This is a genomic window from Erwinia sp. QL-Z3 (genome assembly GCF_004551645.1).
Classification (GTDB): domain Bacteria; phylum Pseudomonadota; class Gammaproteobacteria; order Enterobacterales; family Enterobacteriaceae; genus Erwinia; species Erwinia billingiae.
On the sequence record NZ_CP037950.1, the window covers coordinates 2,376,408 to 2,390,449 of the forward strand.

A 14,042-nucleotide genomic window follows, 5' to 3' on the forward strand; every position below is an offset into this window, starting at 1 on the left:
ACGATGGCGATGAAAAAGTTGCTCATAGCGTCGCTGCTGTTTAGCAGCGCTACCGTATACGCGGCAGACGGCTTCGTAGTGAAGGATATTCATTTCGAAGGCCTGCAGCGAGTCGCCGTCGGCGCGGCATTGCTGAGTATGCCTGTCCGCGTGGGAGACACCGTCTCCGATGATGATATCAGTAATACTATCCGTGCTCTCTTCGCGACCGGGAACTTCGAAGACGTACAGGTCCTGCGCGACGGCACTACGCTGATCGTCCAGGTGAAAGAACGCCCAACGATTGCCAGCATCACCTTCTCCGGTAACAAAGCGGTGAAAGATGACATGTTGAAGCAGAACCTTGAAGCCTCTGGCGTGCGCGTGGGTGAAGCCCTTGACCGCACCACCATCTCATCCATTGAGAAAGGGCTTGAAGACTTCTACTACAGCGTCGGTAAGTACAGCGCCAGCGTAAAAGCTGTGGTCACACCGCTGCCGCGTAACCGTGTCGATCTGAAACTGGTCTTTACCGAAGGTGTTTCTGCCAAGATCCAGCAAATCAACGTGGTCGGCAACAAAGCCTTCTCGTCTGATGAACTGATCTCCCGCTTCTCACTGCGTGATGAAGTGCCATGGTGGAACGTCGTTGGCGATCGCAAATACCAGAAGCAGAAACTGGCGGGTGACCTTGAAACCCTGCGCAGCTTCTACCTCGATCGTGGTTATGCCCGTTTCAACATTGATTCGACTCAGGTCAGCCTGACGCCGGACAAAAAAGGCATCTACATCACCATCAACATCACCGAAGGCGATCAGTACAAGCTTTCTGGCGTAGTGGTTAACGGCAGCATGGCCGGCCATTCAGCTGAAGTTGAGCAGCTGTCGAAGGTCAAGCCAGGCGAGCTGTATAACGGCGCCAAAGTGACCAAAATGGAAGATGACATCAAGAAGATGCTGGGCCGTTATGGTTACGCGTATCCACGCGTATCGACGCAGCCAGAAATCAATGATGCGGATAAAACCGTGAAGCTGCACGTCAACGTCGATGCGGGCAACCGTTACTCCGTGCGTAAAGTGCGCTTTGAAGGTAACGACACCTCTAAAGATTCCGTTCTGCGTCGCGAAATGCGCCAGATGGAAGGTGCATGGCTGGGCAGTGACCTGGTTGAGCAGGGGAAAGAGCGTCTGAACCGTACCGGTTACTTTGAGACGGTTGATACCGACACGCAGCGCGTGCCAGGCTCACCAGACCAGGTTGACGTGGTGTACAAGGTGAAAGAACGTAACACCGGTACCTTCAACTTCGGCGTCGGTTACGGCACCGAGAGTGGCGTCAGCTTCCAGGTTGGCGTGACGCAGGAAAACTGGTTAGGTACGGGTAATACCGTCGGTATCAGCGGCACCAAAAACGATTATCAGACCTATGCTGAATTCTCACTGACCGACCCGTACTTCACGGTCGACGGTGTCAGCCTGGGCGGTCGTGTGTTCTATAACGACTTTAAAGCGGATGATGCTGACCTGTCTGACTATACCAACAAGAGCTATGGTTTAGACGGTACGCTGGGCTTCCCGGTTAACGAAAATAACACCTTGCGTGTCGGTCTGGGTTACGTGCACAACGACCTGTCCAACATGCAGCCTCAGGTATCAATGTTCCGTTATCTGCGTTCGGTCGGTCAGGATCCTAGCCTGTCGGAAGATGCAGATTATGCAGCAGATGACTTCACCTTCAACTATGGTTGGACATACAACAACCTGGACCGTGGGTTCTTCCCAACGTCCGGTAACCGTACCAACCTGAACGGTAAAGTGACGATCCCGGGATCGGATAACGCCTTCTACAAAGCGACGCTGGATACTCAGCAGTATGTTCCGCTGAATCAGGATCGCACCTGGGTTCTGTTGGGTCGCGGTAAAGTCGGTTATGGCGATGGTCTGAGCGGCAAAGAACTGCCGTTCTACGAGAACTTCTATGCCGGTGGTTCCAGCACCGTGCGTGGTTTCCGTTCTAATACCATCGGTCCTAAAGCGGCCTACTACAATAATGGTTCGGATACATGTTCTACGGGCACGCTGTGTGATTCCAGCGATGCGGTTGGTGGTAACGCATTGGCTACGGCCAGCGCGGAGTTGATTACCCCAACACCGTTCCTGAGCGAGAAGTATGCCAACTCTGTCCGTACATCGCTGTTTGTCGATGCCGGTACAGTGTGGGATACCAATTGGGAAAACACGGCCGAAACACGTGCCGCGGGTATTCCTGATTACAGCGATCCGGGCAACATCCGTATGTCGGCGGGTCTGGCACTGCAGTGGATGTCTCCACTGGGTCCACTGGTGTTCTCTTACGCCCAGCCGTTCAAAAAGTATGATGGAGATAAGGCCGAGCAGTTCCAGTTTAACATTGGTAAAACCTGGTAACGGCGGTTTCGCACGGAAGCGTGTAAGTGAGTATCGCGACGTTTAATGGCAACCTGCGTGGTTGCCTTAACGCGCAACACATGTGTCGAAGACACAAACGTTGATGGTAAGGAGTTTATAGTGAAAAAGTTGTTGTGTGCCGCAGGCCTCTCTATCGCTCTGGCGGTTTCCGCTGGTGCCCAGGCTGCAGATAAAATTGCAGTGGTGAACGTTTCCAGCATTTTCCAACAGTTACCGGCGCGTGCGACAGTTGCGAAACAGCTTGAAAACGAGTTCAAAGGCCGTGCAACTGAGCTGCAGGGTATGGAACGCGATCTGCAGACTAAAATGCAGAAGTTGCAGCGTGACGGCTCTACCATGAAGGCTAGCGATCGCAGCCGTATGGAAAAAGACGTTATGGCTCAGCGTGAAGCCTTCTCAACTAAAGCTCAGGCTTTCGAGCAGGATAACCGTCGTCGCCAGGCAGAAGAACGTAACAAAATCCTGAGCCGTATTCAGGATGCTGTGCAGAAAGTTGCTGATGATGAAGGTTACGACGTCGTTGTTGATGCTAACGCTGTTGCGTATGCAGCTAAATCTAAAGACATCACTGCTGATGTTCTGAAACAGGTTAAATAATCGATGTCTTCAATTCGACTGGCTGATTTAGCCCAGCAGTTGGATGCAGATTTGCACGGAGATGGCGAACTCGTCATCTCCGGCATTGCTTCTATGCAATCCGCCCAATCCGGTCAAATCACTTTTCTCTCTAACAGCCGTTACCGCGAGCAGCTCGTCACCTGTAAGGCCTCCGCCGTGGTGCTGACGGAAGCGGATCTGGACTGCGTTCAAGGCGCCGCTCTGGTGGTGAAAGATCCTTATCTGACTTATGCCCGCATGGCTCAGATTCTGGACAGCACGCCGCAGCCTGCCAAAGACATCGCGCCGAGCGCGGTGATCGATGCCAGCGCTAAGCTGGGTCAATATGTCTCTATTGGCGCAAATGCCGTTATCGAATCTGGCGTTGAGCTGGGCGATAACGTGGTTATTGGTGCCGGTTGTTTCGTCGGGAAAAATACCCGCATTGGCGCCGGAACCCGTTTGTGGGCCAACGTCTCTATTTATCATGAAATTCAGATCGGCGAGCGTTGCCTGATCCAGTCTGGCACCGTTATCGGTGCGGATGGTTTTGGTTACGCTAACGATCGTGGCAATTGGGTGAAAATCCCGCAGCTCGGAACGGTGATTATCGGCGATCGTGTTGAGATTGGTGCCTGTACCACCATCGATCGCGGCGCGTTGGATAACACTCAGATCGGGAATGGTGTTATCATTGATAACCAGTGCCAGATTGCACATAACGTTGTGATTGGCGACAATACCGCGGTTGCGGGTGGCGTCATCATGGCAGGCAGCCTGAAAATCGGCCGCTATTGCATGATTGGTGGTGCAAGCGTAATTAACGGTCACATGGAAATTTGTGACAAAGTTACGGTCACCGGAATGGGAATGGTCATGCGACCAATCACCCAACCTGGGGTATACTCCTCCGGGATTCCACTGCAACCCAACAAAACCTGGCGCAAAACGGCAGCGCTGGTGATGAATATCGATGAAATAAGCAAACGCTTAAAAGCCATCGAGCGTAAAGTCGACAAAGACTAAACGCCTTCCCAGCACCTTGACCAGCTGACATTACCCCACAGGGTAGAATTAGAATGCTAAGCAAGGAAGCCCGGCGCACAGAACCTGATTTGCGGCCTGCGGATGATCTTTGCAGGCCGTGTTATTGATGCCATCAGAATTTTTTAGGACAGGAAGAGTATTTTGACTACTGAAACTCATACTCTGAAGATTGAAGAGATTATTGAACTGCTGCCTCACCGCTACCCGTTTTTATTGGTAGACCGCGTCCTTGAGTTCGAAGAGCACAAGTTCCTGCGCGCAGTGAAGAATGTCTCGGTCAACGAACCGTTTTTCCAGGGCCATTTCCCTGGTAAGCCGATTTTCCCAGGCGTGCTGATTTTAGAAGCTATGGCTCAGGCAACCGGTATTCTGGCGTTTAAAAGCGTGGGCAAACTGGAACCTGGCGAGCTGTACTACTTCGCAGGGATTGATGACGCGCGCTTCAAGCGCCCTGTCGTGCCTGGCGATCAGATGATCATGGAAGTCACCTTCGAGAAAACCCGCCGTGGTCTGACGCGCTTTAAAGGCGTGGCAACCGTAGACGGTAAAATTGTCTGTGAAGCAACGATGATGTGTGCCCGCAGCCGGGAGGGATAATTCGTGATTGATGAAACTGCTGTAATCCATCCAAGTTCCGTCATTGAAGAGGGCGCCGTCATTGGCGCTCGCGTCCATATCGGCCCATTCTGTTTTATTGGGGCGAATGTTGAGATTGGTGAAGGCACTGTCCTCAAATCTCATGTGGTGGTCAATGGTCACACCCGTATTGGCAAAGACAATACCATTTATCAGTTCACCACCATCGGTGAAGCTAACCAGGATCTGAAGTACGCTGGCGAGCCAACCCGAGTGGAAGTGGGCGACCGTAACAGCATCCGTGAGAGCGTCACAATTCACCGTGGCACTTCTCAGGCTGACGGCCTGACCAAAGTGGGCAGCGATAACCTGTTTATGGTTAACGCGCACATCGCTCATGACTGCATTATTGGCGATCGTTGTATCCTCGCCAACAATGCAACGCTGGGTGGCCATGTGGTTGTGGATGACTTTGCCATTATTGGTGGGATGACAGCGATTCATCAATTCTGCGTTATCGGCGCGCACGTGATGATTGGCGGCTGTTCTGGCGTCGTCCAGGATGTTCCGCCATTCGTCATTGCCCAGGGTAACCATGCCACGCCGTTTGGTATCAATCTGGTAGGGCTACAGCGTCGTGGCTTCAGTAAAGAGGCCTTACACGCGATCCGCAATGCGTACAAGATCCTTTACCGCAGCAATAAAACGCTGGAAGAAGCGAAGCCAGAAATCGCTGAGATTGCCAGCAAGCATCCAGAAGTGCAGCCGTTCTACGATTTCTTCGCTCGCTCTACGCGGGGTTTGATTCGTTAACTCATGCCAAAGCATCCTTTAACGATTGCCCTTGTCGCCGGAGAAACCTCCGGCGATATTCTTGGTGCCGGTCTTATCCGCGCGCTGAAGGAAAAGCACCCGGAAACCCGCTTTGTCGGCGTTGCCGGACCGCTGATGCAGGCCGAGGGTTGTGAAGCCTGGTACGAGATGGAAGAGCTGGCGGTGATGGGGATTGTTGAGGTGCTTGAACGTCTGCCTCGCCTGCTGAAAATCCGTCGCGATCTGACCAAACGCTTCACTGCACTGCAGCCCGATGTCTTCGTCGGTATTGATGCGCCTGACTTCAACATTACGCTTGAAGGGCGTCTTAAGCAGAACGGTATTCGCACGATTCATTACGTCAGCCCGTCTGTCTGGGCCTGGCGTCAGAAACGCGTGTTCAAAATTGGCCGCTCTACCGATCTGGTATTGGCCTTTTTGCCGTTTGAAAAAGCGTTCTACGATCGTTTCAATGTTCCCTGCCGCTTTATCGGCCATACCATGGCTGATGCGATGCCGATCCAGCCAGACAAACGCGCTGCGCGTCTGGAGCTGGGGATTGCAGAGGGAACGCCGTGCCTGGCCTTGCTGCCAGGCAGCCGCAATGCGGAAGTTGAGATGCTCAGCGCTGACTTCCTGAGAACGGCGATGTTGTTGCGCCAGAAATGGCCAGAGCTGGAAATCGTGGTGCCGCTGGTTAACCCGCGCCGCCGTGAACAGTTCGAACGAATTAAAGCCGAAGTGGCGCCAGACCTGAAAATGCATTTGCTGGATGGCAAAGGGCGTCAGGCAATGGTTGCCAGCGATGCGGCATTGCTGGCGTCCGGTACCGCAGCACTGGAGTGTATGCTGGCTAAATGCCCGATGGTGGTCGGTTACCGCATGAAGCCCTTCACCTTCTGGCTGGCCAAGCGGTTGGTGAAAACGGATTACGTGTCGTTACCTAACCTGCTGGCGGGCCGTGAACTGGTGAAAGAGCTGCTGCAGGAAGAGTGTCAGCCCGATCTGCTGGCTGCCGCGCTGGAACCTTTACTGGCAGAAGGCGACACCCGCGATCAGTTGCTGGCAACCTTTACCGAACTTCATCATCAAATCCGCTGGAATGCCGATGAGCAGGCCGCGGCTGCCGTACTGGAACTCTGTCCATGAGCGACTTTATCTATCCTGACGCGACCTGCATTGCCGGCGTGGACGAAGTAGGGCGTGGCCCGTTAGTCGGCGCTGTGGTGACCGCGGCGGTTATTCTCGATCCAGCCCGTCCGATAGTGGGTCTGGCCGATTCCAAAAAGCTGTCTGAAAAACGCCGCCTGGCGTTGTACGATGAGATAGTCGAGAAGGCGTTAAGCTGGAGTTTAGGTCGGGCTGAGCCGGAAGAGATCGATCGGCTGAATATCCTGCATGCCACCATGCTGGCGATGCAGCGTGCTGTTGCCGGACTGCATATCAGTCCAGACTTTGTGTTGATTGACGGAAACCGTTGCCCGGCGCTGGCGATGCCTTCTCTGGCGGTGGTAAAGGGCGACAGCCTGGTGCGTGAAATCAGCGCGGCGTCTATTATTGCCAAGGTCACGCGTGACCGGGAAATGAGCGAGCTGGATGTGTTGTTCCCGCAGTATGGTTTTGCTCAGCATAAAGGCTACCCGACCGCACTGCATATGGAAAAACTGGCGCAGCATGGCGTAACACCGCATCACCGTCGCAGTTTTGCACCGGTGCGTAATGCGATACTGGATGCCGACGTTGCGGCTTCAGCCGGACAGACCCTGTAATTTTCACCCCTCAGCCTTAAGTGGGATCCAAGATGGCCGAACCTCGTTTTATTCATTTACGCGTTCACAGTGACTATTCCATGGTTGATGGATTAGCCAAGACGGGCCCGTTGGTGAAAAAAGCTGCCTCTCTGGGCATGCCGGCCATTGGGATCACCGACTACCTCAACCTGTGCGGCCTGGTGAAATTCTACGGCGGTGCCCACGGTCAGGGCGTTAAGCCGATCATCGGTGCGGACTTTAAGGTCAGCAGTGACGCGATGGGCGACGATCTGGGTCAGCTGACGATCCTCGCAGCGAACAACACCGGTTATCAGAACCTCACCCTGTTGATCTCAAAAGCATACCAGCGTGGTTATGGTGCCGCCGGTCCGATCATCGATCGTGACTGGTTGATCGAGCTGGGCGAAGGGTTGATCCTGCTTTCCGGCGGGCGTCGTGGCGACGTTGGCCAGATGCTGCTGCGCGGTAACCATGCCCAGGTTGCCGAGTGCCTGGCGTTCTATCAGCAATACTTCCCTGAGCGCTACTATCTTGAGCTGATCCGCACCGGACGCCAGGATGAAGAGACCTGGGTTCATGCTGCCGTCGAGCTGGCCATTGCCAACAGTATTCCCGTGGTCGCCACCAACGAAGTGTGCTTCCTGGAAGCCGGCGATTTTGATGCGCATGAAATCCGCGTGGCGATCCACGATGGTTTCCCCCTCGACGATCCCAAAAGACCGAAAAACTACAGCCCTCAGCAATATCTGCGAACCGAAGAGGAGATGTGCGAGCTGTTCTCGGACATCCCCGAAGCGCTGGCTAACAGCGTAGAAATTGCTAAGCGTTGTAACGTCACCATCCGCCTGGGTGAGTACTTCCTGCCACAGTTCCCGACGGGCGAAATGACCACCGAAGACTTCCTGGTGATGAAATCCCGGGAAGGGCTGGAAGAGCGTCTGGAATTCCTGTTCCCGGACGCCGCAGTGCGGGCAGAAAAACGGCCTGAATATGACGAACGCCTCGAAATCGAGCTGAACGTGATCAACCAGATGGGCTTCCCGGGCTACTTCCTGATCGTGATGGAGTTTATCCAGTGGTCGAAGGATAACGACGTGCCGGTAGGGCCAGGTCGTGGTTCCGGTGCCGGATCGCTGGTGGCCTATGCGCTGAAAATTACCGACCTCGATCCGCTTGAGTTTGACCTGCTGTTCGAACGTTTCCTGAACCCGGAACGTGTATCGATGCCCGACTTCGACGTCGACTTCTGCATGGAAAAACGCGATCTGGTGATTGAGCACGTGGCCGAGATGTATGGCCGTAAAGCGGTATCTCAGATCATCACCTTCGGTACCATGGCGGCGAAAGCCGTGGTGCGTGACGTTGGGCGCGTGCTGGGGCATCCGTATGGCTTCGTCGATCGTATTTCCAAGCTGATCCCGCCAGAGCCCGGCATGACGCTGGAAAAAGCCTTTGCGGCCGAGCCGCAGCTGCCAGAAATCTACGAAGCTGACGAAGAAGTTAAAGCGCTGATCGATATGGCGCGCAAGCTGGAAGGCGTCACGCGTAACGCCGGTAAGCACGCCGGTGGTGTGGTGATCGCACCGACGCAAATCACCGATTTTGCGCCGCTGTATTGCGATGAAAACGGCAACTTCCCGGTAACCCAGTTTGATAAGAACGATGTGGAATATGCCGGGCTGGTGAAGTTCGACTTCCTCGGTCTGCGCACATTGACCATCATCGACTGGGCACTGGCGATGATCAACGCCCGGCGCAAGAAGCAGGGCGAACCGCCAATCGATATCGCCGCGATCCCGCTGGACGATAAAAAAAGCTTTGATATGCTGCAGCGATCTGAAACCACCGCGGTGTTCCAGCTTGAATCGCGCGGCATGAAAGATCTGATCAAACGTCTGAAGCCCGACAGCTTTGAAGATATGATCGCCCTGGTGGCGCTGTTCCGTCCGGGTCCGCTGCAGTCAGGCATGGTAGATAACTTTATCGACCGTAAGCACGGCCGTGAAGCGATCTCCTACCCGGATATCCAGTGGCAGCATGAATCCCTGAAGCCGGTACTGGAGCCAACCTATGGCATCATTCTGTACCAGGAACAGGTCATGCAGATTGCTCAGGTGCTGGCAGGTTACAGCCTGGGCGGCGCGGACATGTTGCGTCGTGCGATGGGTAAAAAGAACCCGGTCGAGATGGCCAAACAGCGCGGTGGCTTTGAAGATGGCGCCAAGTCACGGGGTATTGAAGGTGAGCTGGCGGTTAAAATCTTTGACCTGGTAGAGAAATTTGCCGGTTATGGTTTTAACAAATCCCACTCCGCCGCCTATGCGCTGGTCTCTTATCAGACGCTGTGGCTGAAAGCGCACTACCCGGCCGAATTTATGGCCGCGGTAATGACCGCCGATATGGATAACACCGAGAAGGTGGTCGGTCTGGTTGATGAATGCTGGCGCATGGGGCTGAAGGTGTTACCACCGGATATCAACTCCGGTCAGTATCAGTTCCACGTCAACGATGACGGCGAAATTGTTTACGGCATCGGCGCCATTAAAGGCGTGGGCGAAGGCCCGATTGAAGCGATCATCGAAGCGCGTAATGAAGGCGGCTACTTCCGCGAGCTGTTCGACCTGTGTGCCCGTACCGACACCAAAAAGCTTAACCGCCGCGTGCTGGAAAAGCTGGTGATGTCCGGCGCGTTTGACCGTCTGGGGCCGCACCGTGCCGCCCTGATGAGCGCGCTGCCAGAAGCGTTGAAAGCCGCCGATCAGCATGCGAAAGCGGAAGCGATCGGCCAGGCCGATATGTTCGGCGTGCTGGCGGAAGAGCCGGCACACATCGAAAAATCCTATGCGGACATCAAGCGCTGGCCTGAACAGGTCCAGCTGGATGGCGAAAGAGAAACCCTGGGGCTTTACCTCACCGGGCACCCGATCAATCAGTATCTGAAAGAGATTGAGCGCTACGTGGGGGGAATGCGCCTGAAAGACATGCATCCGACCGATCGTGGCAAAATGACCATGGCAGTTGGTCTGGTGGTGGCGGCCCGCGTAATGGTAACAAAACGCGGTAACCGGATTGGCATCTGCACGCTGGACGACCGTTCTGGTCGTCTGGAAGTGATGTTATTCACAGATGCGTTAGAGAAGTTCCAGCATTTGTTGGAAAAAGACCGTATCCTGATCGTCAGCGGACAGGTCAGCTTCGATGACTTCAGCGGGGGGCTTAAAATGACCGCCCGCGATGTGATGGACATTGATGAAGCCCGTGAAAAATATGCTCGTGGGCTTGCTATCTCGCTGACGGACAGGCAAATTGATGACCAGCTTTTGAACCGTCTCCGTCAATCCCTGGAACCCCATCGTTCGGGGACCATTCCGGTACATCTCTACTATCAGAGAGAGGATGCACGGGCGAAGTTGCGCTTTGGCGCAGCCTGGCGTGTGTCGCCCAGCGATCGTTTACTCAACGAATTGCGGTCGCTGATAGGGTCGGAGCAGGTGGAACTGGAGTTTGACTAAAACAGGAATATTATGAGTCTTAATTACCTGGATTTCGAACAGCCAATCGCAGAACTTGAAGCGAAGATTGATTCGCTCAAATCGGTTGGCCGTCAGGATGAAAAACTGGATATTAATCTGGATGAAGAAGTTCAGCGTCTGCGTGAGAAAAGCGTCGAGCTGACCCGTAAGATCTTCTCCGATTTGGGCGCATGGCAGATCGCGAAATTAGCGCGTCACCCTTTGCGTCCTTACACGCTGGACTATGTCCGCAACGTGTTTACTGACTTTGACGAGCTGGCAGGCGATCGCGCCTATGCGGATGATAAAGCCATTGTTGGCGGCATCGCTCGTCTGGATGGTCGCCCGGTGATGATCATTGGTCATCAGAAAGGCCGCGAAACCAAAGAGAAGATCCGTCGTAACTTCGGTATGCCTGCACCAGAAGGCTACCGTAAAGCACTGCGTCTGATGGAGATGGCCGAGCGCTTCAAAATGCCGATCATCACCTTTATCGACACCCCGGGTGCGTATCCGGGTGTTGGCGCAGAAGAGCGCGGTCAGTCCGAAGCCATTGCACGCAACCTGCGTGAGATGTCCGGTCTGAAAGTGCCGGTCATCTGTACCGTTATTGGTGAGGGTGGTTCCGGTGGCGCGCTGGCTATCGGCGTTGGCGACAAAGTAAACATGCTGCAGTACAGCACCTATTCGGTGATTTCACCGGAAGGCTGTGCCTCAATTCTGTGGAAAAGCGCTGATAAAGCGCCGCTGGCCGCAGAAGCGATGGGCATTATTGCTTCGCGTCTGAAAGAACTGAAGCTGATCGACACGGTGATCCCAGAGCCATTAGGCGGAGCGCATCGCGAGCCGCTGGTGATTGGTGCCACACTGAAAGCCCAGCTGCTGGCCGACCTGGCCGATCTGGACGTGCTGAGTACTGAAGAACTGCTGGACCGTCGTTACCAGCGTTTGATGAACTACGGCTACGCCTGACAGTTCATGATCCACTCACAACGTCATGTTGTGGGTGGTTCATTCCCCAATTTTTTCCCTTCTGCCCGCCATCTTCGCTATGCTTACCCCTGCTGCACAATACCAGGAGGTACGCATTGAATATCATCGCGATCATGGGACCGCATAACGCATTCTATAAAGATGAACCCATCCGTGAGCTGGACGGGGCGCTCAACGCCCAGGGATTCCAGACTATCTACCCGAAAGATGCGAACGACCTGCTCAAGCTGATTGAACACAATCCCCGGATCTGCGGCGTCATCTTTGACTGGGATGAATACAGCCAGGATCTGTGCAGCGAAATCCAGCTGCTGAACGAATACCTTCCGCTTTACGCCTTTATCAACACCCACTCCAGCATGGACGTCAGCATCAACGAGATGCGCATGGCGATGTGGTTCTTTGAATACGGCCTCGGCGTTTCCGAAGAGATTGCCCAGCGTATCCGCCAGTACACCAATGAATACATCGATACGATTACGCCACCGCTGACCAAGGCGCTGTTCAACTATGTCAAAGAGGGCAAATACACCTTCTGCACGCCTGGACATATGGCTGGCACCGCTTTCCAGAAGAGTCCGGTCGGTACGCTGTTCTATGATTTCTTTGGTGCCAATACGTTGAAGGCCGATATCTCTATTTCGGTGACTGAGCTGGGATCGCTGCTGGACCACACCGGTCCGCATCTGGAAGCGGAAGAGTATGTCGCGCGCACCTTTGGTGCTGAACAGAGCTACATGGTGACCAATGGCACCTCGACCTCAAATAAGATCGTCGGCATGTATGCCGCCGCCGCAGGGAGCACGGTATTAATCGACCGTAACTGCCACAAATCGCTGACTCACCTGTTGATGATGAGCGATATCATTCCCATCTGGCTGAAGCCAACCCGAAATGCGCTCGGCATTCTGGGCGGGATTCCCAAACGCGAATTCACCAAAGAGAGTATTGCGCTGAAAGTGGCGCAGACTGAACGCGCCACCTGGCCGGTGCATGCGGTGATCACCAACTCAACCTATGACGGGCTGCTGTACAACACCCAGTACATCAAAGAGACGCTGGACGTGCCGTCGATCCACTTTGATTCTGCCTGGGTGCCTTACACCAATTTCCATCCGATCTATCAAGGGCTGAGCGGGATGAGCGGCGATCGTACGCCGGGAAAAGTGATCTACGAGACGCAGTCGACGCATAAGCTGCTGGCGGCGTTCTCGCAGGCTTCACTGATCCACATTAAAGGCGATTACGACGAAGAAACCTTTAATGAAGCCTATATGATGCACACCACCACTTCGCCGAACTATTCGATCGTCGCGTCCATCGAGACGGCGGCGGCAATGCTGCGTGGCAATCCGGGTAAACGGCTGATTAACCGTTCTGTTGAGCGTGCGCTGCACTTCCGCCGGGAAGTCCAGCGACTGCGCGAAGAGTCAGAAGGCTGGTTCTTCGATATCTGGCAGCCGGAAGGGGTTGATGAACCAGAATGCTGGCCAATCCAGCCAGGCGAAGAGGACTGGCACGGCTTCAAAGAGGCGGATGCGGATCATATGTACCTCGATCCGATCAAAGTCACCATCCTGACGCCGGGGATGAGCGAACTGGGCGTGATGGCGGAGGAAGGGATCCCGGCGGCGCTGGTGGCTAAATTCCTCGATGAGCGCGGCGTAGTGGTCGAAAAAACCGGGCCCTATAATCTGCTGTTCCTGTTCAGTATTGGCATCGACAAGACCAAAGCGATGAGCGTGCTACGTGGCCTGACCGAGTTTAAACGTGCTTACGATCTGAATCTGCGGGTCAAAAACATGCTGCCGGATCTCTACGCGGAGGATCCTGATTTCTACCGCAATATGCGCATTCAGGATCTGGCGCAGGGGATCCACCGGCTGATCCGCGAACACGATCTGCCACGGTTGATGCTGCAAGCCTTCGCCACCTTGCCAGAAATGAAAATGACGCCGCATCAGATGTTCCAGCAGCAGGTGAAGGGCAATGTTGAGACGGTCGATATTTCGCAGATGGTTGGGCGCGTTTCGGCCAATATGATCCTGCCTTATCCGCCGGGCGTTCCCGTGGTGATGCCGGGTGAAATGATCACCGAGCAAAGCCGTGCGGTGCTCGACTTCCTGCTGATGCTCTGCACCATCGGCAAACATTACCCGGGATTCGAAACGGACATTCACGGCGCGAAGCTGACGGAGGAAGGGCAGTATCTGGTGCGGGTATTAAAAAACCCGGTCGATTAATTCCAGATTAGTGCCATTGTCGGTCGTTGAAGGCCTGCGTACAGTAAGGGATAGAAGCCATT

The 14,042-nt window shown here is 54.4% G+C and carries 10 protein-coding genes; all 10 read left to right on the plus strand.

Translation table 11 applies throughout. From position 1 onward, the window contains the following. Positions 1-3: 3 nt before the first annotated feature. The 10 genes from bamA to E2F51_RS11510 all read left to right on the plus strand — a co-directional run bounded on the left by bamA (position 4) and on the right by E2F51_RS11510 (position 13,980). The gene (bamA, locus tag E2F51_RS11465; RefSeq protein WP_013200852.1) at positions 4-2,406 is read left to right on the plus strand and encodes an outer membrane protein assembly factor BamA; all 2,403 of its coding nucleotides are present in this window, start codon (positions 4-6) and stop codon (positions 2,404-2,406) included. Positions 2,407-2,526: 120 nt separating this feature from the next. Next, complete coding sequence (skp, locus tag E2F51_RS11470) at positions 2,527-3,024, plus strand: molecular chaperone Skp (protein ID WP_013200853.1); 498 nt, start codon at positions 2,527-2,529, stop codon at positions 3,022-3,024. Positions 3,025-3,027: 3 nt separating this feature from the next. Continuing rightward, complete coding sequence (lpxD, locus tag E2F51_RS11475; RefSeq protein ID WP_134823506.1) at positions 3,028-4,050, plus strand: UDP-3-O-(3-hydroxymyristoyl)glucosamine N-acyltransferase; 1,023 nt, start codon at positions 3,028-3,030, stop codon at positions 4,048-4,050. Between the two features lie 162 nt (positions 4,051-4,212). Continuing rightward, complete coding sequence (gene fabZ, locus E2F51_RS11480; RefSeq protein ID WP_013200855.1) at positions 4,213-4,668, plus strand: 3-hydroxyacyl-ACP dehydratase FabZ; 456 nt, start codon at positions 4,213-4,215, stop codon at positions 4,666-4,668. A 3-nt stretch (positions 4,669-4,671) separates the two neighbouring features. Beyond that, complete coding sequence (lpxA, locus tag E2F51_RS11485; RefSeq protein ID WP_013200856.1) at positions 4,672-5,460, plus strand: acyl-ACP--UDP-N-acetylglucosamine O-acyltransferase; 789 nt, start codon at positions 4,672-4,674, stop codon at positions 5,458-5,460. A gap of 3 nt (positions 5,461-5,463) precedes the next feature. After that, positions 5,464-6,609, plus strand: a complete 1,146-nt coding sequence (gene lpxB / locus E2F51_RS11490) for a lipid-A-disaccharide synthase (protein ID WP_134823507.1) — start codon at positions 5,464-5,466, stop codon at positions 6,607-6,609. Then, positions 6,606-7,229, plus strand: a complete 624-nt coding sequence (gene rnhB, locus E2F51_RS11495) for a ribonuclease HII (RefSeq protein WP_053140127.1) — start codon at positions 6,606-6,608, stop codon at positions 7,227-7,229. Before lpxB ends, rnhB begins: the two co-directional genes overlap by 4 nt. A 32-nt stretch (positions 7,230-7,261) precedes the next feature. Next, complete coding sequence (gene dnaE, locus E2F51_RS11500) at positions 7,262-10,744, plus strand: DNA polymerase III subunit alpha (RefSeq protein WP_134823508.1); 3,483 nt, start codon at positions 7,262-7,264, stop codon at positions 10,742-10,744. Between the two features lie 12 nt (positions 10,745-10,756). Next, positions 10,757-11,716 carry an acetyl-CoA carboxylase carboxyl transferase subunit alpha gene (accA, locus tag E2F51_RS11505; RefSeq protein ID WP_013200860.1) on the plus strand — a complete coding sequence of 320 codons (960 nt, stop codon included), beginning with the start codon at positions 10,757-10,759 and terminating at the stop codon, positions 11,714-11,716. Between the two features lie 116 nt (positions 11,717-11,832). Further along, complete coding sequence (locus E2F51_RS11510; protein ID WP_134823509.1) at positions 11,833-13,980, plus strand: lysine decarboxylase LdcC; 2,148 nt, start codon at positions 11,833-11,835, stop codon at positions 13,978-13,980. Positions 13,981-14,042: the final 62 nt, after the last annotated feature.